At 69.1% G+C, this 20,994-nt stretch carries 18 protein-coding genes; 5 read left to right on the forward strand and 13 right to left on the reverse strand.

Annotated elements, in window-relative coordinates:
* The first annotated feature begins 82 nt into the window (after positions 1-82).
* Positions 83-823, forward strand: coding sequence for a ferredoxin--NADP reductase (locus ACESMN_RS05645; RefSeq protein ID WP_373052657.1), 741 nt, complete (start codon positions 83-85; stop codon positions 821-823).
* Here ACESMN_RS05645 and ACESMN_RS05650 read toward each other — a convergent pair.
* Positions 814-1,590 (reverse strand): alpha/beta hydrolase family protein, encoded by a 777-nt coding sequence (locus ACESMN_RS05650; protein ID WP_373052624.1) that lies wholly within the window; start codon positions 1,588-1,590, stop codon positions 814-816. The two genes, ACESMN_RS05645 and ACESMN_RS05650, sit on opposite strands and share 10 nt — an antisense overlap.
* 80 nt (positions 1,591-1,670) lie before the next feature.
* Here ACESMN_RS05650 and ACESMN_RS05655 point away from each other — a divergent pair, with 80 nt between their 5' ends.
* Positions 1,671-1,874 carry a YdcH family protein gene (locus tag ACESMN_RS05655; protein WP_373052625.1) on the forward strand — a complete coding sequence of 68 codons (204 nt, stop codon included), beginning with the start codon at positions 1,671-1,673 and terminating at the stop codon, positions 1,872-1,874.
* Positions 1,875-2,101: 227 nt separating this feature from the next.
* Here ACESMN_RS05655 and ACESMN_RS05660 read toward each other — a convergent pair whose 3' ends face one another.
* From ACESMN_RS05660 to ACESMN_RS05675, 4 genes are all read right to left on the reverse strand, one after another.
* Positions 2,102-3,397, reverse strand: a complete 1,296-nt coding sequence (locus ACESMN_RS05660; protein WP_373052626.1) for an FCSD flavin-binding domain-containing protein — start codon at positions 3,395-3,397, stop codon at positions 2,102-2,104.
* 20 nt (positions 3,398-3,417) lie between these two features.
* The gene (locus ACESMN_RS05665) at positions 3,418-3,729 is read right to left on the reverse strand and encodes a c-type cytochrome (RefSeq protein ID WP_373052627.1); all 312 of its coding nucleotides are present in this window, start codon (positions 3,727-3,729) and stop codon (positions 3,418-3,420) included.
* Between the two features lie 291 nt (positions 3,730-4,020).
* A complete protein-coding gene (locus tag ACESMN_RS05670) occupies positions 4,021-4,410 on the reverse strand; it encodes a DUF3775 domain-containing protein (protein ID WP_373052628.1) in 390 nt (129 codons plus the stop codon).
* Positions 4,411-4,421: 11 nt separating this feature from the next.
* A complete protein-coding gene (locus tag ACESMN_RS05675) occupies positions 4,422-4,736 on the reverse strand; it encodes a DUF2288 domain-containing protein (RefSeq protein ID WP_373052629.1) in 315 nt (104 codons plus the stop codon).
* A gap of 148 nt (positions 4,737-4,884) precedes the next feature.
* Between ACESMN_RS05675 and ACESMN_RS05680 the strand changes: the two genes are divergently transcribed.
* From ACESMN_RS05680 to ACESMN_RS05690, 3 genes are read left to right on the forward strand one after another with little or no spacing between them, the layout of a single operon-like run.
* Positions 4,885-5,169, forward strand: coding sequence for a PepSY domain-containing protein (locus tag ACESMN_RS05680; RefSeq protein WP_373052630.1), 285 nt, complete (start codon positions 4,885-4,887; stop codon positions 5,167-5,169).
* A complete protein-coding gene (locus tag ACESMN_RS05685; protein WP_373052631.1) occupies positions 5,166-5,870 on the forward strand; it encodes a response regulator transcription factor in 705 nt (234 codons plus the stop codon). The genes ACESMN_RS05680 and ACESMN_RS05685 overlap by 4 nt, the downstream gene beginning before the upstream one ends.
* Positions 5,867-7,168, forward strand: a complete 1,302-nt coding sequence (locus ACESMN_RS05690) for an ATP-binding protein (RefSeq protein ID WP_373052632.1) — start codon at positions 5,867-5,869, stop codon at positions 7,166-7,168. Before ACESMN_RS05685 ends, ACESMN_RS05690 begins: the two co-directional genes overlap by 4 nt.
* 140 nt (positions 7,169-7,308) lie before the next feature.
* On the opposite strand, the gene ACESMN_RS05695 is transcribed toward ACESMN_RS05690, so the two are convergent.
* The 8 genes from ACESMN_RS05695 to ACESMN_RS05730 form a co-directional block, all read right to left on the reverse strand.
* A complete protein-coding gene (locus ACESMN_RS05695; RefSeq protein ID WP_373052658.1) occupies positions 7,309-8,727 on the reverse strand; it encodes an FAD-dependent oxidoreductase in 1,419 nt (472 codons plus the stop codon).
* Positions 8,658-12,614, reverse strand: a complete 3,957-nt coding sequence (gene hrpA / locus ACESMN_RS05700; RefSeq protein WP_373052633.1) for an ATP-dependent RNA helicase HrpA — start codon at positions 12,612-12,614, stop codon at positions 8,658-8,660. Before hrpA ends, ACESMN_RS05695 begins: the two co-directional genes overlap by 70 nt.
* The gene (locus tag ACESMN_RS05705) at positions 12,614-13,246 is read right to left on the reverse strand and encodes an SPOR domain-containing protein (protein ID WP_373052634.1); all 633 of its coding nucleotides are present in this window, start codon (positions 13,244-13,246) and stop codon (positions 12,614-12,616) included. The genes hrpA and ACESMN_RS05705 overlap by 1 nt, the downstream gene beginning before the upstream one ends.
* 9 nt (positions 13,247-13,255) lie before the next feature.
* Entirely contained in the window at positions 13,256-15,016 is a 1,761-nt protein-coding gene (argS, locus tag ACESMN_RS05710) for an arginine--tRNA ligase (protein WP_373052635.1), read from the reverse strand.
* A gap of 192 nt (positions 15,017-15,208) precedes the next feature.
* On the reverse strand, positions 15,209-17,392 hold the full coding sequence (locus tag ACESMN_RS05715; RefSeq protein WP_373052636.1) for a primosomal protein N': 2,184 nt from the start codon (positions 17,390-17,392) through the stop codon (positions 15,209-15,211).
* A 539-nt stretch (positions 17,393-17,931) separates the two neighbouring features.
* The gene (locus tag ACESMN_RS05720) at positions 17,932-19,317 is read right to left on the reverse strand and encodes an NAD(P)(+) transhydrogenase (Re/Si-specific) subunit beta (RefSeq protein WP_373052637.1); all 1,386 of its coding nucleotides are present in this window, start codon (positions 19,315-19,317) and stop codon (positions 17,932-17,934) included.
* 11 nt (positions 19,318-19,328) lie between these two features.
* Positions 19,329-19,619 carry an NAD(P) transhydrogenase subunit alpha gene (locus tag ACESMN_RS05725; protein ID WP_373052638.1) on the reverse strand — a complete coding sequence of 97 codons (291 nt, stop codon included), beginning with the start codon at positions 19,617-19,619 and terminating at the stop codon, positions 19,329-19,331.
* Positions 19,616-20,746 carry an NAD(P) transhydrogenase subunit alpha gene (locus tag ACESMN_RS05730; protein ID WP_373052639.1) on the reverse strand — a complete coding sequence of 377 codons (1,131 nt, stop codon included), beginning with the start codon at positions 20,744-20,746 and terminating at the stop codon, positions 19,616-19,618. The genes ACESMN_RS05725 and ACESMN_RS05730 overlap by 4 nt, the downstream gene beginning before the upstream one ends.
* Positions 20,747-20,994: the final 248 nt, after the last annotated feature.

A 20,994-nucleotide genomic window follows, 5' to 3' on the forward strand; every position in this document is an offset into this window, starting at 1 on the left:
GGGCCGCGATGCGGCGGTGGGTGTTGTGAGGCGTATGGATCGCGACCGGAGGTCGCTGGGATTGGCTGATGATGGAGGCGACATGGGCTGGGTGAAGGGAGAGGTTCGCGAACTGACGCGATGGACCGAGCGCCTGTTCAGCCTGCGCGTGGACGCGGACGTGGAGCCCTTCAAGGCCGGGCAGTACAACCGCCTGCGCCTGTTCATTGGCGACGAGTGGGTGGCGCGTCCGTACTCCTACGTGAATCCGCCCGATGTCCGGCCGCTGGAGTTTCATCTGGTCGCGGTGCCGGAGGGTCCGCTGACCAGCCGGCTGATGCACATGGAGCCGGGTGACGAGGTGGAACTGATGCCCCGCTCCACCGGGTTGTTCACGCTGGACCAGCTGCCGGATGCACGCGACCTCTGGTTGCTGGCGACCGGCACCGGCCTCGGCCCCTTTCTGTCCATTCTCGGCACCGACGAGCCCTGGCGGCGCTTCGAAAACATCCGGCTGGTGCACTCGGTACGCCATGGCGCCGAACTGAGCTACCGGGACCGCATCCGGGCGTTCGCCCAAAGAGCCCCGGAACGCTTCCACTACCAGCCGCTGGTCACGCGCGAGGCCCTGGAAGACATTCCGCAGAGCCGGATCTCCGTGGCACTGCAGGACGGCCAGCTGGAGGCGCTGTGCGGACTCGGGATCGACGCCCGTCATTCACAGGTGATGATCTGCGGCAACCCCGGCATGGTTCGCGATACCCAGGCGGTGCTGAAGACACGCGGGATGCAGCGCAACCGGCGCGGCCATCCCGGGCAGATCACCGTGGAGAACTACTGGTGAGGCCGTAACAGGTCATAGGCCCAGGCGTGGATCAACCGCGCCACGTAGGCCGTGTGTTCCGGACGCGTCAGGAGGTGATCGGCCTGATGCAGCGCGACGAAGCTCTTCGGGTGCTTCGCGCGGGCGAAGATGCGCCGGGCATGGTCGATGCCGACGACCGTGTCCCGGGGCGCGTGCAGCAGCAGGAGCGGACGGTCCAGCCCCTCCAGTGCGGAATCCAGGTCCTGATTCTCGACCGAATCCAGGAATTCGCGGCCGATGCGGATGCGACGGCCGCCGATCTCGACCTCCGCCGCGCCGGCCTCCCTTATGCCCTGCGCCTGCGCGCCGAGCAGCCGGGTCACGTGCCCCGGCTCGGCGGGTGCCGCGATGGTGACCACTGCGCGCAGTTCCGCGCGCAGCCGCGCGAGCGCGAGGGCCATTGCACCACCGAAGCTGTGTCCGATCAGCAGGTCGGTGAAGAACCCGGTCTCCTCGTCGAAGGTGTCCAGCGCGGAACCGAGGTCCTCGCAGTAGGTCTGGAAGCTGCTGTCCTCGAAGCGGCCCTCGGCCTCGCCCAGCCCCATGAAGTCGAAGCGCAGCGTGATGATGCCCTCCTGGGCGAGGGCCCGCGCCAGCCGGACGGTGGCCGGGAAGTCCTTGGAGCAGGCAAAACAGTGGGCGATGCAGGCCTGTCCGACCGGGGTACCCTCGGGCTGCACGATCACCCCGCCAAGGTGGATGCCGCGTGGCGTGACGATCTTCAGCGGCCGGTTGGTGATGCCCATGGTGCCTCCGGTTCGATGCATTGGCGGCGCGGTTCACGCTCTGCGATGATACGCGAGCCGCGCCGGATGCAGGAGGAATCGTGGTCCCGAACGAGAGTGAACTGCGTGCGCACATCGTCGAGCTCGAGTCCGAGCATCGGGCGCTGGAGACTGCGATTCACGCGCTGCAGGAGACCGCGGCGCAGGACCTGTTCGCCCTGCGGCGGCTGAAGAAGCGCAAGCTGCAGCTGAAGGATGCGATCGAGCGCCTGCGCAGTCGGTTGATACCGGATCTCAACGCCTGATCTGTGGAGTGCGGGAGCGTGCTCCCGCTTTGGAGTCCGGAAGCTTGCTTCCGCCCTGGACCCCGGAAGCTCGCTCTCGCCATGGACCCCGGAAGCTCGCTCCCGCGGCAGGGGGCAAGCCCCCTGCGCGAAAGCGGCGGCGAGCCGCCGCACGCCAGGGGCACATAGAAAAGGCCCCGGACCATTGCGGTCCGGGGCCTCGTGACTGCCGTTACTGCCAGAGGCGCTTAGCCCCAGATGTCGGCGGTGATTCCGTCGTACCAGCCCTGGGTGTAGAGGGCCTCCTGCCTGCGGACCGATGCCGGTGCGTCCATCGGACTGACGCCGCCCGCGCCTTCCACGCCGGCGATTGTGCCATCCTGGTACGAGTACACCGCGGCCACGCTGATCCCATGTTCGGGCGTGATCAGGCTGTAGCAGGTGTTCGCGGTGGACGGTGACAGCGGCTCCTCACCCCCGAGGTCGCGGACAATGGCCGCCGCGGCCACCTTGGCCTGGTTGTTGGCCGAGTGGCCGGACTTCGGCATCGCGCCGGCGACGCTGGAGTCACCGATTACATAGATCCCCGGGTGGATGGTCGACTCGAAGGTCAGCTGGTTGACCGGGCACCAGAAGCCGTCGGCCAGGCCGGTGTCCATGGCGATCTTGCCCGCGGTCTGCGGCGGGATGTAGTTCAGCACGTCCGCCTTGAACTCGGTGAAGCCACCGTCGGAGATCGTTCTCAGGTTGGCCGCATCGATCTCCTCGACCTGTCCGCCGCGGGAGCTTGAGACCCACTCGATCATGTCGCCGTAGTGCTGCTCCCAGCCCTCCATGAACAGGCCCTGCTTGGAGAAGGCCTCCTTGTTGTCGAGGATGATGATCTTCGAACGCGGCTTTTCGCGCTGGAAGTAATGGGCAACCATGGACGCCCGCTCGTACGGCCCGGGCGGGCAGCGGAACGGGTTGCCCGGGGCAACCATCACGAATACGCCGCCATCGGGCATGGCCTCCAGCTGCTGGCGCAGGAGTCTCGTCTGCGCACCGGCCTTCCAGGCGTGCGGGATGCGCTCGCTGTCGGCCGCGCTGATGCCGGGGACCGCGTCATAACGAAAGTCGATGCCGGGAGACATCACCAGACGGTCGTAGTTCATCGTCTCGCCGGAGCTCGTGGTAACCGTTCGGCTGGCCGGATCGACCTCCATCACCGAATCCCGCACCACATTCACGCCATGGCGGGACTGCAGGGCATCGTAGGTCTGCGCGATGTCGTCCATCTCCGCATTGCCGCCGAGCACCCAGTTGCTGCCGTAGCAGGTGTAATAGGTCGCATTCGGTTCGATCAGGGTCACGTCCATTTCCGTGGAGAACCGCTTCAGGTATTTCGCCGCGGTGGCGCCGCCGGAGCCGCCACCGATCACGATGACCTTGGCATTGCGCGTGGCCGTTGCTGTGCCATTCGCGGCGCAGCCGAAGCTGGTCAGCGTGGCGGCGCCACCGATGCCGACGGCCTTGAGAAAATTACGACGGGAAAAATTGTTCATCTCTCAGATCCCCCAGTTTCTTATTGTATGGTGTCGAAGTAGTCGGCCATCATGACGATTTCCTCGTCCGTATAGCCCTTCGCATGTCGATTCATGATGGTGCCGGGGCGCGATCCGTCCTTGAAGGCCTGCATCTGGGAGATCATCAGGTCGCGCGGGTAACCGACGAGGTTCGGCATGTTTCCGGCCCCTTCAAGGTCAATGCTGTGGCAGCTGAAGCACGAGGTGGTGAGCAGCTCACCCCGCTCGACCTCTGCAGCGGCCTGCGGTACGTAGGCCAGGGCCATCATCGACACCGCAATACCTGCGGCAAGAATACGAGAACGTTTCATGGATGCGGACTCCTCCGTCTGAGGTTTTGGCTTCAGTGGGCTGGCGACCTCTTCAGACCGCCTGTTCTTGTATCCGAGCCCTGAGAGTGGTTCCCCCGGGCCGGGCTGGGTTGCTCGGGTCGCCAGATCCGGAATTGGCTGCCGAATTACGGATGTTCGAGTCGAAGACCTGTCCCCCTCTTCGACTATTCCCAACGATCACTACCACTTTGGAAGACTAGACCTAGAGTTTCGAGATTTCCAGGCAGATCGGCGTATCCGCCGGAATCGACGCCCGAAGTGGGGAAACATTCACTCTTCGTGCTCGATCCCCAGGGCATCCAGCCCCTCCAGCAGATACTCGGGGATCAGCGGGGTCGCGATGAGTCGATCCATGACCTCGGGCGACCAGTTGTCGATGGCCTCGCGCAGCACGTCCTCCCACTCTTCGGGTCCGTAATCACCACGGCCAATCCACTTCAGCGCCAGGAGTTCCGCCTGCAGTTCCCGGTCGAGCCCCTGCAAGCCGGAGCGCAGTTCCTGCAGAGTCAGGTCGCTTCCATGGTCCGCCAGCATCTGCATCGCCCAATCGTCGTCGTTGCCCTCCATGGAGTCGTCGGGCAAGACGACTTCCTCCTTTGCGTGGAATTCCCGGGTCAGATTCACCACCCAGAGTACGGTGTCGAGGTTGATCGTCAGCATGGGCTTTCCCCTTAGTGGGTTGTGGCCAGTTCCTGTGCCAGCACCCAGGGCGCGACCACGATGGCCCGGAAGACGGGTTCGAGACGCGCCCAGTGTCGCGCATCTTCGTCGCTGGCCCTCGCGATCGCGCCACCCTGCATCCAGGCGCCAACGCGCGCGGAGTCGTCGTCACGAAAGGCCTCGGCCACCGTGATCAGATCGAGTTCGGGGTCAACGCGCACGACAGCGCCGCGGGCGAAATGGGGTAGCAACTCGCGCCAGGCCAGTTCATCGCACTCCGCCCCAAGGCCGGATGTCTTCGTGGCTGTCGCTGTCTCGCTGCTCATTGCGATCCGGGTGTCGTCTTCAGACGAGGTTCAGGCTACGCTTTTAGTGTAATACGTGGCTGCGGGTGCTGCATGGCCGGTGCCCCTGCCCATGGATCGCGTGCGGCCTTGCCGCCCGCCGATGCCGAAGGACCCGGAGATCGAAGACATGCGCCAGGACCTGAACCGAATCCGACGTCCGGCCCGCCGCCGCGTCGTGCTGCTGGCCGCGCTGCTGCTCGTGCTGGCGACCGGTTTGCCGGTCACGGGCACGGCGGCGCCCGCCACGCTGGAAGAGGCGGTGGCACAGGTGGAGCGGACACATGGCGGGCGCATCCTGTCCGCCCGTTCCGAACAGCGCAACGGGCAGGTGGTCTACGTGATCCGCCTGCTGACCGATGCGCAGCAGGTTCGCAATCTCGAGATTCGGGGTGCGGAGGACGCGCGGCCATGAATCTTCGGGTCGCCCTGGTCGAGGACGACGACGATTTGCGGCAGAGCCTCGCCGACGCCCTCGCCGCCGGCGGCTGGCGGGTCGATCCCGCGGCGGAAGGCAGGACCGGACTGTATCTGCTCGAGGAATACGCCTGCGACGTCGCGATCGTGGACCTCGGCCTCCCCGGTCTGGATGGCCTCGAACTCGTGCGCAAGGCGCGGGCGGTGAAGCCGCGTCTGCCGATCCTTATCCTGACCGCCCGCGACCGCTGGCAGGACAAGGTGGAGGGACTCGAGGCGGGGGCCGACGACTACCTGACCAAGCCCTTCCACGTGGAGGAGCTGCAGGCCCGGCTGCGCGCGCTGGTTCGGCGCAGCCTGCAGGAGGGCCACGAGCGACTGGACTTCGGGCCGCTGGTCATCGATACCGCGACCGACACCGTCAGGCTGCGCGGCCAGCCGATCGGCCTGACCACCTTCGAGTACCGCCTGCTGCTCCAGCTCGTGCGCCAGGCCGGGCGGCCGTTGAGCAAGGACGTGCTGTCCGACTACCTCTACGAGCACGATGCAGACCGCGAGAGCAACGTGATCGAGGTTCTGATCGGACGACTGCGGCGCAAGCTGGATCCGGACGGCAGCCTCGGTGTGATCGAGACGCTGCGCGGGCGCGGTTACCGCTTCACGCTGCAACCGGTCGGGAACCCAAGCGGCGCGACATGAACGCGCCGGGGCTGAGCCTGCGGCTGCGCATCAGCCTGGTGGCGGCCGCGGTGATCGCCGTGTTCTTTGTGCTCACCGCGACGTTGCTGGAACGCGCCTTCCGGGAGAACGCGGAGGACGCCGTGACGACTCGTCTGGATGCACAGCTGCTGTTGCTGATGGGCATCGTCGAGGTCTCCGGTGCGCGCGAGGTCCAGCTTCCGGAGATCCTGCCGGACCCGCGGCTCGCGCTGCCCGGGGGCGGGGTGTATGCCCGTATCCTGGATGCCGGCGGCGCCACGCTGTGGCGCTCCCCCTCGGCGCTCGGCACCCGGCTGGAGGACTGGGACGACGACGGGTTCTTCGAGCGCCGGATGACCGTTCAGTGGGAGCTCCCCGGACAGCTTGTGCCCCTGACCTTCCAGGTGCTCGAGGAGCGTGATGCCTACGACGCGCAGATGGAACGCTACCGGCGAACCCTCTGGGGGGCGCTCGGCCTGCTCACGATCCTGCTGATCTCGGGGCAGGCGCTTGCCCTCGGCCTGTGGGGGCTGCGGCCGCTGCGGCGCGTGCGTGCCGACCTCGACGCGTTGCGCCAGGGTGAGCACAGGCGGCTCGGGGGGCCGTACCCGCACGAGATCCAGACCCTGACCGACAGCATCAATGCGCTGCTGGAATTCGAGGGGGCCCGTCTGGAACGGCAGAAGCACGCGCTGGCGGACCTGGCGCACAGCCTCAAGACCCCCCTGTCCGCGTTGCGTCTCGGGATCGAGGGCCCGAGCGCCGAGCGCCGCGAGCTGCTGCTGCAGATCGAGCGCATGCAGGACATGATCCAGCACGAGCTGAACCAGGCGCAGCGCCTCGGTCCGTCCCCGTTCCAGCCGCCGGTGGCCGTGGCACCGGTGATCGAACGGACCGGCTCCGCGCTGCGCCGGATCGCGGACCAGCACGGGGTCGAACTGGCGATGTCGCTGCAGCCCGAGTGCACGCTGCGGATCGATACCGGGGCGCTGTTCGAGCTGCTGGGCAACCTGCTGGACAACGCCATTCGCCACGCCCGCGCGCAGGTGCGGGTCGGCCTGACCTGTTCGGGCCGGCGCCTGGAGCTGACCGTGGACGACGACGGTCCGGGCATCGACGGGGCCGACCGGGAGGCGGTGCTGCGCCGCGGCGCGCGGCGCGATACCCGGCCGGGTGGTCAGGGTCTCGGGCTGCACATCGTGCACACGCTGGTGCGCGATCACGGCGGCGAACTGCACATCGAGCAGGCCCCGGAGCTCGGCGGGGCGCGCATTCGGATGGTGTTTACGCAGTCTTGATCGGCGTCGCGTCAGCCCGGCGGAGCGCATACAGCCGGAAACGTGGAAACGGGGACAGGTTAAAATCTGTCCCCGTCGGAGCGTGCGTCCGTCTGAACGCATGGAAAGGTGCCCTCTCCCCGACGAGGGCCGCCCCGCTCTCAGGGCAGGAACGGCTCCAGCGGCAGCGCGGGCGTGCGGCCGAGGATGCTGTCGCGCACCAGGCCTGCGGACCCGCAGGCGAAGGTCCAGCCCAGGTGGCCGGCGCCGGTGTTCAGGTACAGCCCGGGAACCGGGGTCGGGCCGAGGATCGGGGTGCCCCGCGCGCTCATCGGCCGCAGCCCGGCCCAGGGTTCCATGGTGTCGGGGTCGACGTGTTCCGGGAGCCATGGCAGGGTGCGGCGGCACTGCGCGAGCACGTTCTCCGCCCGGGAGACATTCATGCGCAGGTCCGCCCCGGTGAACTCGGCCGTCCCGGCCAGCCGCAGGCGGCTGCCCAGCGGTGTCAGCACCACCTTGTTGGCATCGTCGATGATCGGCAGTCGCAGTCGCGAGGCGCCGTTGAGGTGCAGGGTCAGCGAGTAGCCCTTGACTGGCGCCACCGGGAGCCGGATGCCGAGCCTGCGCAGGAGTCCGGGCGCGGCAAAGCCGCTGGCGAGGACGACCGCATCGGCAGCCATCGGTCCGCGCGAGGTCTCGACCCCGTTGATCCGGCCCTGGAAACGCCTCCAGCCGGTAACCGTGGTGTTCGGCCGCCAGCGCACGCCGGCGCGTTCGGCGACGGCGGTCAGTTCGCGGGTGAACGTCGCGGCATTGCCGATCGCGTCGCCCGGGAAAAACAGTGCCCCGCAAAGACGGTGCGCTATCGGCTCCAGCGCGGGTTCCTCGGCCGCGACCCGGGCCGCGTCCCAGTCCTCGAAGTGCACGCCGACGTCGGCCATCCGGCGGCTGGCATTGCGGTTCTTCTCGAGGCTCTGCGGATCCTGGAAGATCTTCAGGATGCCGGATTCGGCAAAGTCGAAATCGAGCGCCAGCTCCTGCTGCAGCGCCCGCAGTTCGCGCAGGGAGTACTCGGCGAGGCGCGCGTTCACCAGGGTGTTGCGCTCGAAGCGCCCGCCGCGGCTGTTCCACAGGAATTCGATGCCCCAGGGCACGAGGCCGGGCAGGGCGCGCGGGCGCAGCAGCAGCGGAGAGTCCGCGCGGCCGATATGGCGCAGCAGGTCCCAGCCGACGCCGGGGGCGTTCCAGGGTTCGGCATGGCTCGCATGCAGCATGCCGCCATTGGCGGCGCTCGCGCCCTGGGCAGGAAGATCGGCGGCGTCCAGCAGGGTCACCGACAGGCCGGCATCACGCAGAAACCAGGCGGTGGTGGTGCCCGTGACGCCGGCCCCGATCACGATTACGTGCATTGCGGTCAGTCCTCGTTGGTTCGCGGTGGCGTGGGCGCACTGTAACCCACGTGGAGTGCCCCTGAGGCGGTGTTGTTCCTTGTGATGTTCGGGGACAGATTTTAAATCTGTCCCCTTTTGCCATTGCCTTGGGAGAGGGGGAAGGGTTGGGGAGGGGGGCCGCGGCGCAATTCGTCCAGCTCGCGTGAGAGGCGCTGAATCGAGACCTTTTCCCGGGTCCCGAGTTCCTGGGCGAAGACCGAAACCCGCAGCTCCTCCACGCGGTAGCGGAAACGCGTGACTCGTGGGTCCCCCGGGTGCGCGGTCAGCAGGCGCTTGGCCTCGTCCCAAATCGGCTCGATGTCCACGCGCAGGCGGCGGTCCTTGTCCGGCGCCTGTTCGAGGCGCTGCAGGCGTCTTGCGATCGCCTGCAGGTAGCGCGGCAGTTCCGGCAATACACCGGGCGGGGTCGCGAGCAGGAAGTCGGCCGGTACCAGGTATTCCAGCTGATCCCGGATGTCGCGCGCCGCCTCGATCCAGGACAGCGGCAGGTCGCCGTCCAGCCGGCGGCGCAACTGGTGCCAGTCGGCGAGGATCCGCGCGGCGAGCCGGGACAGCTCCATCGCGACGGGCGTCAGTTCGGCCCGGCCGGCCTCCAGGCGCGCCTCGAAGGTCCGGGCATCGCGCGGCCACGGTGCCTCCGCGAGGAACACGCGTTCGGCCGCGGCGGCCAGGATCTGGTTCCGGAGTGCGTCGCAGCTACCCAGCGGTGCGTAGTGCAGGCAGGCGTGCTGGATGTCGGGAAGCTGTCGCCGCAGATCGCGCACGATGCGGTGGCAGCCGAGCAGGAAGAGGCGGCGCAGACCGCTCCGCTGCAGGTGCCGGGCGCTGTCCGGATCGGGCTCCAGCCGCAGGTCGACGCTGTCGCCGGCATCGGCCAGCGCCGGGTAGGCCCGAAGCCGTGCGCCCTGGTGATCGAACTCGACGAACTCCGGCAGCGAACCGAAATCCCAGCGCGTGATGCCCGCGCGCGTGATGTCGTCCGGACGCGTGCGGTCGAAGTGCGCACCCGCGGTGTCGCCGAGGCGTGCCTTCAGCGCGGGCAGGTCGCGCCCGGACGCGGCCTCGGCGCCGTCCGGGTCCAGTACCCGGAAGCGCATGATCAGGTGCGGCTCCAGGCTGTCCGGGCGCCAGGCCTCCGGCGGCACGCGCGTGCCCGTGATCGCCTCCAGCGCCTCGCCGAGTGCCGGCAGCAGCGGCCCCTCGCGGGACGGCATCCGCTCCAGCGCAGCCCGGGCGAAGTCGGGTGCCGGGACGAAGTGGCGGCGCAGGCCCTTGGGCAGACTGCGCAGCAGCCCCACCACGCGTTCCTCCAGCAGCCCGGGTACCAGCCAGTCGCCGAGCCAGTCGGGCAGTCCGTTCAGCGCGGCGATCGGGACGGACACGGTGACCCCGTCGTCCGCCTGCCCGGGCTCGAAGCGGTAGGACAGCGGCAGGCGCAGCCCCCGGACCTCCAGCGCGTCCGGATAGGCGCCCTGCGGCAGGGCGGCCTCGGGCTCCTGCAGCAATGCGGCCCGGTCGATCTGCAGGATCTGCGGGTCGGTCTTCTCGGCCTTGCGGATCCACGCCTCGAATGTGGGTCCGTCCACCACGTCTCCGGGCAGGCGCTGATCGTAGAAGTCCCGCAGCCGGTCCTCCTCGGCCAGCAGGTCGCGGCGGCGGCCGCGGGCCTCCATCTCCGCGATCTCCGCGACGGTCGCGAGATTCGCGGCGAGGCCGCTCGAGCGCGAGCGCAGCTGGCCCTCGACCAGGCCCTGCTGGATGAACAGCCGGCGCGCCTCCGCCGGGTCGTGTCGGGCGAAGTTCACCGGGGCCCGCGGCGCGACCACCAGGCCGTAGAGGGTGATCCGGTCCCGGGCGCCCACCCGGCCGGTGCGGGCCTGGAAGTGCGGCTCGTGGATGTCGTGCTTCAGCAGGTGCGGTGCCACCGCGAGGATCCAGTCCGGCTTGATCGCGGCCACCTCGCGTGCGTACACACGGGTGGTCTCGGCGATCTCCGCGCCGACGACCCATTCGGGACGGCGCTTGGCCTGGCCCGACGCCGGGTGGATCTGGAAGCGGCGGTTGCGTGTGCCCAGATAGTCGCCGCGCTCGGTCTTGCGGCCGACGTGGCTGACCAGACCCGCGAGCAGGGCCTTGTGCAGGTCCGTCGGGTCGGCGGGCAGCGTGTTCCGCTGCAGACCCCCGGAGCGGGCCAGGGTCAGCAGTTGTGCGCGCAGTTCCTGCCACTCGCGCATGCGCATGAAGGCGAGGAAGTGTTCCCGGCACCAGCGTTTGAGCGCACTGCTGCCCAGGTCTTCACGGGTCTGGTGCCAGGCCTCCCACAGGCGCAGGATGCCGAGAAAGTCCGAGCCCTCGACGTGAAATTCCCGGTGCGCCTCGTCCGCCGCCTGCCGGTGCTCGGCCGGCCGCTCCCTCGGGTCCTGCAGCGCGAGAAAGGCGGCGATGGTGACGGCTTCGGCCAGCACGGCGCGCTCGCCGCCAGCCGCGATCATCGCGGCGAGTCGGGGATCCACCGGGAAGTGGGCAAGGCGGCGCCCGGCGGCGGTGATCCGGCCCCGGGCGTCCACGGCGTGCAATTCCTCGAGCAGCCGGTAGCCGTCGCGGATCAGGCGCGTGTCCGGAGGCTCGACGAAGGGGAAGTGTTGCGGGTCCCCCAGGCCGAGCGCGGCCATCTGCAGGATCACCGCCGCGAGGTTGGAACGCAGGATCTCGGGGTCCGTGTATTCCGGCCGCAGTTCGAAGTCCTGCTCGTCGAACAGCCGGATGCAGATGCCGGGGCCCAGGCGCCCGCAGCGCCCGGCGCGCTGGGTGCAGGAGGCGCGCGACACCGGCTCCAGGGACAGGCGCTGCAGCCTGGAACGCCAGGAGTAGCGCGATATGCGGGCCAGTCCGCTGTCGATCACGAAGCGGATTCCCGGCACCGTGAGCGCGGTCTCGGCGACGTTGGTCGCGAGCACGATGCGCCGCCCGGGATGGGGCCGGAACACCCGGCTCTGCTCGGCCGCGGACAGGCGTGCGTAGAGCGGCAGGATCTCCGTGTGGGCCGGCTGTTCGCGGCGCAGGCGCTTCGCCGCGTCCCGGATCTCCCGCTCGCCCGGCAGGAAGACGAGGATGTCGCCGCTGCCGGCGCGGCAGCATTCGGCCACCGCATCCGCGACGCCGTCGAAGAGATCGCGCTCGGGTGCGGCCGCTGCCGCGCTCTCCGTCCCGGTGGCGTCCTGCAGCGGCCGGTAGCGCACCTCTACCGGCCAGGCGCGGCCCGGTACCTCGATGATCGGGGCGTCGTCGAAGAAGTGTGCCAGGCGCTCCGGGTCGAGGGTCGCGGAGGTGACGATCACGTGGAGATCGGGGCGCCGCGGCCGCAGCCGTTTCAGGTAGCCGAGCAGGAAGTCGATGTTGAGGCTGCGCTCGTGGGCCTCGTCGATGATCAGCGTGTCGTAGGCAAGCAGGTCGCGGTCCTGGCGCAGTTCCGCGAGCAGGATGCCGTCGGTCATCAGCTTGATGCGCGTGCCGGGACCGGTCTGGTCCACGAAGCGGACCTTGTGGCCGACGGTGGCGCCGGGCTCCGAGCCGAGTTCCTCGGCGACACGCGCGGCGACCGAGCGGGCGGCGATGCGGCGCGGCTGAGTGTGCCCGATCAGTCCGCGGCGTCCACGGCCGGCCTCGAGGCAGAGCTTGGGAAGCTGGGTGGTCTTGCCGGACCCGGTCTCGCCGCAGAGCACCAGCACCGGGTGTTCGCGGATGGCTGTGACGATCCGGTCCCGCTCGGCGTGGATGGGCAGGTCGCCGGCATAGCGGGGTTCGGGCAGGGTGGCCCGAAAGGATTCGGCGCGCAGGGCGCCGTCGTCGATCTGCCGGCGGGCCTGGTCGAGCAGGCGATCGGCGGGCTGGGCGCGATCCAGCCGGCGGGAGGCGCGCTGCAGCAGTTCGCGGACGGCCCGTTCGTCGTGCAGCAGCAGCGAGCCGAGCCGCGCTTCCAGCTCCCGGATCGGGGCAGGCGGGGGATTGCGGCCCATCAGAACGCGGGGAGCCGCAGCACCTCGAAGTCCTCGCGCTGCAGCCGTTCGGCCCAGCGATTGGCCACCGCCTCGTTGTCGAACGGACCCAGGTACACGCGATGGAAGGTCTGTCCGCCGACCTTGACCTCGCGGATGCTGGCCTGCAGACCCATCATCGCCAGCCGGGCCTTCATCTGGTCGGCCTGTTCGTGCCGCTGGAAGGATCCGGTCTGCAGCATCACGCGGGTCGCGGCGTCGGGCTGGGGCGCTGTCTCCGGCTCCGGTGTCGTCCGCGGCGTCGGCTCCGGTGTCGGGGCCGGAGCGGGCGCGACGGTCTGGGAGGGCGGTGGCTCGGCCTCCGGGATGCGCACCTCGTCCCGGGGGAGCAGCTCGTAGAACTGGAAACGCGAACCCTCGGACGGCGCGGCGGGCGCCTGCTCCAGCGGTTGCGGGACGGGCGCGGCGGCCGGTCCCTCGTCCCGCGTCAGCCAGCCGGGATCCTGGCCCATGCGGTCGGCCCCCTGCAGGTAGAGGGCGGCCGCCACGGCCAGGCCGACGATCACCCCCGCCAGCAGCCAGACCCAGCCCGGCGTCGGGCGCCGGCGGCGGCTGGGCGCGGGTTTGCGGCGAACCTTGCGTGCCTGCGCCATCCCGGAATCCTACATGGTCTCGGGGGCGCTGACACCCAGCAGCCCCAGTCCGTTCGCCAGTACCTGCCGGATGCCCCCGACCAGTGCCAGGCGCGCCGCGACCAGTTCGGCGTCCTCCGCGTTCATGAAGGGCACCGCGTTGTAGTAGGCGTGGAAGCCCGCGGCCAGGTCGCGCAGGTACTGGGCCAGCTGATGCGGTTCGCGCGCGAGGGCGGCTCCGGCGACCAGCTCCGGAAAGCGGTCCAGCTGCACCAGCAGGTCGGTCTCCGGGGGCAGCGTCAGCCGGGCGATCTCGGGCCCGTTGGCGGCCGCGGCGGTGGCCCCGCGCTCGGCGGCGGTACGCTGCACGCTGGCGATCCGTGCGTGCGCGTACTGGATGTAGTACATCGGGTTGTCGTTGGACTGGCTCTTGGCCAGCTCCAGGTCGAAGTCCAGGTGCTGGTCGCAGCGCCGCTGCACGTAGAAGAAGCGGGCGGCGTCGGAACCCACGTCCTCGCGCAGTTCGCGCAGGCTCACGAAGCTGCCGGAACGGGTGGACATCTGCACCCGCTCGCTGCCGCGATAGAGGATCGCGAACTGCACCAGCAGCACGTCCAGACGGGTGTCGTCCAGCCCCAGCGCCTGCAGCGCCGCGCGCACCCGGGCAACGTAGCCGTGGTGGTCCGCGCCCCAGACGTTGATCATCCGGTCATAGCCGCGTTCGAACTTCTGGCGGTGATAGGCGATATCGGAGGCGAAGTAGGTGTATTCGCCGTTCTCGCGGCGCACCACGCGATCCTTGTCGTCGCCGTAGTCGGTGGAGCGGAACCACAGCGCGCCGTCCTTCTCGTACAGTGCGGCGCGCTCGTGCAGCCGCTCGATCGCCGCCTCGATGGCACCGGAATCGGCGAGGCTCCGCTCGGAGAACCAGCTCTGGTAGTGCACGCCGAAGGCGGCGAGGTCGTCGCGGATATCGTCGAGGATCGCGTTCAGCCCGTGGTCGAAGAACTGGCGGTACAGGGTCGGGCCCAGGAGCTCCCGGGCGCGCTCCACCAGGGCGTCGATGTAGGCCTCCTTGTCGCCGCCATCGGGTTCGTCGGGCGGCAGGCCCTCGAGCACGCGCCCGGCCGGATGGACGCCGGCGTCGCCGAGCAGCACCGCCAGATCGTCGGCAATGCCGTGCACGTATTCGCCGCGGTAGCCGTTTGCGGGAAACGGGATGTTCACGCCGCGCCGTTCGAGATAGCGCAGCCAGACGCTGGCCGCGAGGATGTTCATCTGCCGGCCGGCGTCGTTCACGTAGTATTCGCGCGTGACCTCGAAGCCACAGAAGGCCAGGAGGTCGGCCACCGTGGCGCCGTAGGCGGCACCCCGCCCGTGACCGACGTGCAGCGGTCCGGTGGGGTTCGCGGACACGAATTCCACCTGCACCTTCTGTCCGCGCCCGATCCCGGAGCGGCCGTAGTCGGCGCCTGCCTCGACGATCGTCTGCAGCACGCGGACCCGGGCGCTGTCGTCAAGCCGGAAGTTGATGAACCCGGGACCGGCGATCTCGACGCCGGCCAGCCCGGATACCGGGGGCAGCGCGGAGGTCAGCAGTTCGGCGATCTCCCGCGGCTTGCGCCGGGCGGGCCGGGCCAGCTGCATGGCCAGGTTGGCGGCGAAGTCGCCGTGCTCGCGTTCGCGGGTGCGCGTCACGCGCGCCTCCACCCCGTGGTCAGCCGGCAGGATGCCGTCGCGCACGAGCCGGGAGAGCGCCGACTCCAGCGCCTGCTCGAGGGTCTCTTTCAAGGTGGTGCAACCGGTTATAGAAGACAAGCCGGATATTCTAACCCAATGGGACGCGGGGATCGCGGCTGGAAGCCGCTCCTACGCTGCCGCGGGGGATGGCTGTGGCGGTTGTGGGGGCGGCCTCTGGTCGCGATTGGGGTGGGGATCGCGGCTGGAAGCCGCTCCTACGCTGCCGCGGGGATGGCTGCCGGATCAGGCCAGGGTGGCCGGGTCGACGTCGATGCTGACCCGCAGGTTGCGGGGTGGCGGATGTTGCTGCCAGCCGTCGCGGGCCACGGCGAGGGTTTGGTGCAGGGCCTTGCGGGTCGGGGAGGCGAGCAGGATCTGCTCGCGGTAGCGGCGGTTCACGCGGTGCCGCGGTGCCGGGGCCGGGCCAAGGACACGGACCCCCCGGGCGTGGCGGCGCAGCTGCCGGGCAATCTCCTCCGCCTGCCGGGCGCTGGACTCCGCGCTCGGTCCGTCGACCCGGACCAGGGCCAGGAACCCGAACGGCGGCATGCCGGCCGCGCGGCGTTCGGCGAGCAGCGGTGCCACCATCGATGCATAGTCGCCGCGCTGGAGCGCCTGCATCAGCGGGTGCTCGGGATGCCCCGTCTGTACCAGCACGATGCCGGGGTCCCCGGAGCGCCCCGCACGCCCCGCGGCCTGCTGCACCAGCTGCAGCGTCTGCTCCGCCGCACGCAGATCGACGCTGAACAGCCCCTGGTCCACGTCGATGACTCCGACCAGGCCGACGCGAGGAAAGTCGTGCCCCTTGGCGAGCATCTGGGTGCCGACGACGATGCCGGCGTCCATCTGCCGGATGGCCTCGAGGCAGCGCTCGAGCTCGCCCCGGCGACGGATGCTGTCGCGGTCGAGCCGCACCAGCGGGACTCCGGCGAAGTGGCGCGAAAGCGCGCGTTCCAGGCGCTGGGTGCCGAGTCCCTGGCGGCTGAGTAGCTGGCCGCATTCCGGGCAGTGCTCGGCGAGCGGCTGGGTGAAGCCGCAGAGGTGGCAGATCGAGCGGTGCGCGGCTGCGTGCACGGTCAGCCGCGCGTCGCAGTGCGGGCAGTCGGCCACCCAGCCGCAATGCTCGCAGGCGAGCACACGCGCGAACCCGCGCCGGTTCAGCAGCACGAAGCACTGGCGGCCGCCGGCCAGTGTGGTGCGCATTGCATCCAGCAGCGGGGTGGTGAGTCCCTCGTCGGTGCGGTGCACGCGTGTGTCGACACAGCGCACCGGGGGTGGCAGGGAGCCGTCCGGCCGCGTGCCGAGGGGCAGATGCCGATAGTGTCCGTCGCGGGCCTTCGCGAGGCTCTCGAGCGTCGGGGTGGCCGAGCCGAGGACCACCGGAACCGATTCGATGTGGCCGCGCATGATCGCCAGGTCGCGGGCGTGATAGCGCAGTCCGTCCTGCTGCTTGTATGCCGGGTCGTGCTCCTCGTCGACGATCAGCAGCCCCAGCGCCGGCAGTGGCGTGAACAGCGCGGACCGGGTCCCGAGCAGCAGCGCCCGTGCGCCGCGGCGTGCGGCATCCCAGACGCGCAGGCGTTCACCCGCAGGAAGTCCGGAGTGCAGTGCGGCGACCTGGCCGGGGAAGCGCTGGCTGACGCGCCTGACCAGTTGCGGGGTCAGTGCGATCTCCGGGACCAGCACCAGCACCTGCAGCCCCCGCGCGATCGCCGTTGCCGCAGCCTCGAGATAGACCTCGGTCTTGCCGCTGCCGGTCACGCCGTCCAGGAGGAGGGCCGCCGGGGTGCCAAGTTCCGCCTCGATCGCGGTCACTGCCTGCCGCTGGTCCGGAGTCAGCGCTACGGGAGGGCTTGCGGATGGCGGCGCCGCGGGCTCGTGGGCAACGGCCTCCACGACGCGCAGATCGGCAAGCCGCTTGAGCTCCGCCCGGCGCAGCGCCAGCCCCGTGAGGTCGGCGAGGGCATGCAGCGCCAGGGCCGTGCCGGAGGTCTCCAGGCCCTGCACGATCGCGCGCTGCCGGGGACCTAGGCGCGGATGCGCCTGGGCGGGCCGGAGCCGCCACTGCGGTTCGGCCGCCGCCGGCGAGGGCAGGGGCGCACCCTTGCGCAGGGCCGGGGGCAGGGCATTCAGCACCGTCTCGCCGATCGGGTGATGATAGTAGCGGGACGCGAAGCGCAGGAGTTCGAGGATGGGCCCGGAGAGGATCGGCCCGGGGTCGAGGATCCTCTCCAGCGGACGGATGCGCGCACGATCAACGGCAGGAGGCTGTCCGGTCTCCATCACCACGGCGGTCTGTTCGCTGCGGCCGAAGGTCACCCGGACACGCTGGCCCGGTTCAGGCAGCGGGCCGACCGGACAGGCGTAGTCGAACAGCTGGTCCAGCGGGCGGTCCACGGCGACGCGGACGAGGGCTTGGTGGCGCATGGCGGGAGTGTACGCGATGGCGCCGTGAGCGACGCCTCGTCTACGCCGGGTTATCCACGGATCCTGTGGATAACTCTGTGGAAAGAGCCGGGGCAGAGACCGCAGAGGCTTGTCCCACAAGGACTTGTGTTAGCTTGGCTAAAAAATGTTCAATCTTTCTTTTTTCATTTTATTCAATGGCTTGCAGCTACTTCATTCGGGTGACGCGAAGCTATCAGGGCTAAACCACATTTTTTTGCTGCCCTCGATGCCACTTGTGCATAACACCCCGACAGGATGTGCCGCAAGTGACTGGTTCGCCGTTTGCCAGCAGTCCAGCCCCTGCCGGCTGTCAACGTGAAAGCCGCCCGTTTCTCCCCTCTCCCGCGGGGGGAGGAGGCCGCCAGGGGACGGGGACAGATCTGCAGATCTGTCCCCGGGGGTGCCGGGGGCGGACTTCGAACCGCCGCAGGCGGGCCCGAAGGGCGGAGGGCAGGATGCCGGGCGTAGCGAGGCCGGGGGGAGGGGGCTTGTTCCTTGCGGGCCGCGCGACTTGAAGGTCAGCCGAGTTCCTTCACCGCGGCGATCAGGTCGGAGGCCGCCTTCTGGCCGTCGCCGTAGAGCATGCGCGTGTTGTCGGCGTAGAACAGGTGGTTTTCGATGCCGGAGAAGCCGGCGCCGCGGCCCCGCTTGATCACGATCACGTTCTTCGCCTGATCGGCATTCAGGATCGGCATGCCGTAGATCGGGCTGTCCGGGTCCGTGCGCGCGATCGGGTTGACCACGTCGTTGGCGCCGATCACCACCGCGACGTCCGCGGTCTTGAATTCGTTGTTGATCTCGTCGAGGTCGTAGATGAGGTCGTAGGGGACGCCGGCCTCGGCGAGCAGCACGTTCATGTGCCCCGGCATGCGGCCAGCCACCGGGTGAATCGCGAACTTCACCGCGACGCCGCGATCAAGCAGCAGCTGCGTCAGTTCCCAGATCTTGTGCTGGGCCTGGGCCACCGCCATGCCGTAGCCCGGCACGATGATCACCTTGTTCGCGAAGGCCATCATGATGCCGGCGTCCGGCGCCTCGATCGGCTTCAGGCTGCCGGCCACCTCCTCGGTGGCGCCGCCCGTGCTGCCGCCGAACTGCTTGAACAGGACGTTGGACAGCTTGCGGTTCATCGCCTTGGCCATCAGCTGCGTCAGCAGCGTGCCCGCCGCCCCGACCACCACGCCGGCGATCATCAGCGCCGGGTTGTCCAGCACGAAGCCCTTGAAGCCGACGGCCAGTCCGGTCAGCGCGTTGTACAGCGAGATCACCACCGGCATGTCCGCACCGCCGATCGGGAGCGTCATCATGATCCCGAAGGCCAGTGCCAGCACGAAGAACAGCAGCAGCACCAGGCCGTTCACGTCGCCACCGCTGAGCGCGAGCGACAGGCCCAGCAGCAGGGTGACCACGAACACGCCGAGATTCGCCCATTGCTGCGCGGGGAAGTACACCGTCTTGTCCATCAGTCCCTGCAGCTTCGCGAAGGCCACCATCGAACCGGAGAAGGCCACGGAGCCGATCAGCGAGCCGAGTACCGCGATCGCGAGCACCACGTTCGAGGCGGTTTCCGGATCGGCCTGCAGCAGGTAGATCGCGCCGATGCCGGCCGCGGCGCCTCCGCCCATGCCGTTGTACAGCGCGATCATCTGCGGCATATCGGTCACCGCGACCTTCTTGCCGCTCCACCATGCGAGACCGCCGCCGATCGCGATGCCAAGGATGATCAGCAGGTAATTGACGGCCCCTTCGATCTCCGGGTGGGCGAAGGTGACCACGGTCGCGAGCACCATGCCGACGCCCGCCCACAGGATGCCGCGCCGCGCAGTGGTCGGCGACGACATCTGTTTCAGGCCGACGATGAACAGGATCGCGGCAACGAAGTACGCGATATTGATGAGGGTCATGACCGCACCCATCACTTGTCTCCCCGGCTGGTCTTGAACATCTCCAGCATGCGTTCGGTCACCACGTAGCCGCCCACCGCATTGCCGGCGGCGAGGATCACCGCCACGAAGCCGACCAGCTGCTCGAGGGGGGTCGTCGCGTGGCCCAGCGCGACCATGGTGCCGACCAGCACGATGCCGTGGATGAAGTTGGAGCCGGACATCAGCGGGGTATGCAGGATCACCGGTACCTTGGAGATCACCTCATAGCCGGTGAAGGCCGCGAGCATGAAGATGTACAGCGCGACGAAACCCTCGATCATGACGCGTCTCCCTCGATCGCTTCGCGGGTGGGGCCGTGGACGATACCGCCGTCGCGGGTCAGGCAGCTCTTCGCGATCACCTCGTCGTCCCAGTCGGGCGCGAACTCGCCGTCCTTCAGCGTCGGGGTCAGAAAATTCAGCAGGTTCTTCGCATACATCTCTGATGCATGCAGTGCAACCTGCGAAGGTATGTTCAGTGGACCGTGAACGATCACGCTGCCGTGCTCGACCGTCTCGCCGGGACGGGTCAGTTCGCAGTTACCGCCCCCCTCGGCGGCGAGATCGACGATTACCGCACCCGCCTTCATGCCCTCCACCATCGCGGCCGGGACCAGCTGTGGCGCCGGGCGTCCCGGAATCGCGGCGGTGGTGATCAGCACATCCGCCTTGGCGATGAATCCGGCCAGCGCCTCCTGCTGACGCCTTTTCTCGTCTTCGGTGAGCTCGCGGGCGTAACCGCCTTCGCCCTCGGCCTTCACGCCCAGGTCAAGGAACTTCGCGCCCAGGGACTCCACCTGCTCCTTGGTTGCCGAGCGCACGTCGTAGGCCTCGACCATCGCGCCGAGGCGGCGCGCGGTCGCGATCGCCTGCAGGCCGGCGACGCCGGCGCCGATCACGATCACCTTCGATGGGCGGATGGTGCCGGCGGCGGTGGTCAGCATCGGAAAGAATCGGCAGGACAGGTCGGCACCCATCAGCGCCGCCTTATAGCCCGCGACGGCCGCCTGCGAGGACAGCGCATCCATGCTCTGGGCGCGGGAGATGCGCGGAATCAGTTCCATCGCGAAGGACAGGATCCGCCGCTCCTTCAGCGCCGCCACCACCTCCGGGGTGCGATGGGCGTGGAAGAAGCCCACCAGGGTCGCGCCCTCGGGCAGACTGCCGATCTCCTCGACCGTTGGCGGCGCAACCCGGACCATGATGTCGGTCTGGCGATAGAGTTCCGCGGTGTCCAGCAGTTGCGCATCGCCGTAGGCGCCGTCGGGGAACCGCGCCGCGTCGCCGGCACTCTTTTCGACCTGGACGGACACGCCCATCTGGCTGAACCGCGAGACTGTCGAGGGGTCCAGTGCCACCCGGCGTTCGCCGCTCGCGCTCTCCCTCGGGACCGACAATCTGACTGGCATGCACTCTCTCCCCGGGCCCGGCGATCGTTGTCTGAAGCAGGGCCGCGTTGGCGGATCGATTCCATGGATGGCCGCCGCACAGGGCTGGCGCGACACGACCTGAAAGTGTAGCCGAATCGGTACAGGCCATAAACCCGAAAGCGGGGATCGCGGGTGGAGCCCGCTCCTTGTGGGAGCGGCCTCCGGCCGCGATGGGGTGTGGCTTGGGAAGATCGCGGCTGGAAGCCGCTCCCACTGGAAGCCGCTCC

The sequence above is a fragment of the Thioalkalivibrio sp. genome (assembly GCF_041690275.1).
In the GTDB taxonomy this organism is placed as follows: domain Bacteria; phylum Pseudomonadota; class Gammaproteobacteria; order Ectothiorhodospirales; family Ectothiorhodospiraceae; genus Thioalkalivibrio.

Coding starts and splice junctions, on each gene's coding strand:
- ACESMN_RS05720 (WP_373052637.1), bottom strand. CDS start 19,317: ATGACCCTCATCAATATCGCGTACTTCGTTGCCGCGATCCTGTTCATC.
- ACESMN_RS05680 (WP_373052630.1), top strand. CDS start 4,885: ATGCGCCAGGACCTGAACCGAATCCGACGTCCGGCCCGCCGCCGCGTC.
- ACESMN_RS05685 (WP_373052631.1), top strand. CDS start 5,166: ATGAATCTTCGGGTCGCCCTGGTCGAGGACGACGACGATTTGCGGCAG.
- ACESMN_RS05690 (WP_373052632.1), top strand. CDS start 5,867: ATGAACGCGCCGGGGCTGAGCCTGCGGCTGCGCATCAGCCTGGTGGCG.
- ACESMN_RS05730 (WP_373052639.1), bottom strand. CDS start 20,746: ATGCCAGTCAGATTGTCGGTCCCGAGGGAGAGCGCGAGCGGCGAACGC.
- ACESMN_RS05650 (WP_373052624.1), bottom strand. CDS start 1,590: ATGGGCATCACCAACCGGCCGCTGAAGATCGTCACGCCACGCGGCATC.
- ACESMN_RS05715 (WP_373052636.1), bottom strand. CDS start 17,392: ATGCGCCACCAAGCCCTCGTCCGCGTCGCCGTGGACCGCCCGCTGGAC.
- ACESMN_RS05665 (WP_373052627.1), bottom strand. CDS start 3,729: ATGAAACGTTCTCGTATTCTTGCCGCAGGTATTGCGGTGTCGATGATG.
- ACESMN_RS05705 (WP_373052634.1), bottom strand. CDS start 13,246: ATGGCGCAGGCACGCAAGGTTCGCCGCAAACCCGCGCCCAGCCGCCGC.
- ACESMN_RS05670 (WP_373052628.1), bottom strand. CDS start 4,410: ATGCTGACGATCAACCTCGACACCGTACTCTGGGTGGTGAATCTGACC.
- ACESMN_RS05725 (WP_373052638.1), bottom strand. CDS start 19,619: ATGATCGAGGGTTTCGTCGCGCTGTACATCTTCATGCTCGCGGCCTTC.
- ACESMN_RS05675 (WP_373052629.1), bottom strand. CDS start 4,736: ATGAGCAGCGAGACAGCGACAGCCACGAAGACATCCGGCCTTGGGGCG.
- hrpA (WP_373052633.1), bottom strand. CDS start 12,614: ATGGGCCGCAATCCCCCGCCTGCCCCGATCCGGGAGCTGGAAGCGCGG.
- ACESMN_RS05660 (WP_373052626.1), bottom strand. CDS start 3,397: ATGAACAATTTTTCCCGTCGTAATTTTCTCAAGGCCGTCGGCATCGGT.
- ACESMN_RS05645 (WP_373052657.1), top strand. CDS start 83: ATGGGCTGGGTGAAGGGAGAGGTTCGCGAACTGACGCGATGGACCGAG.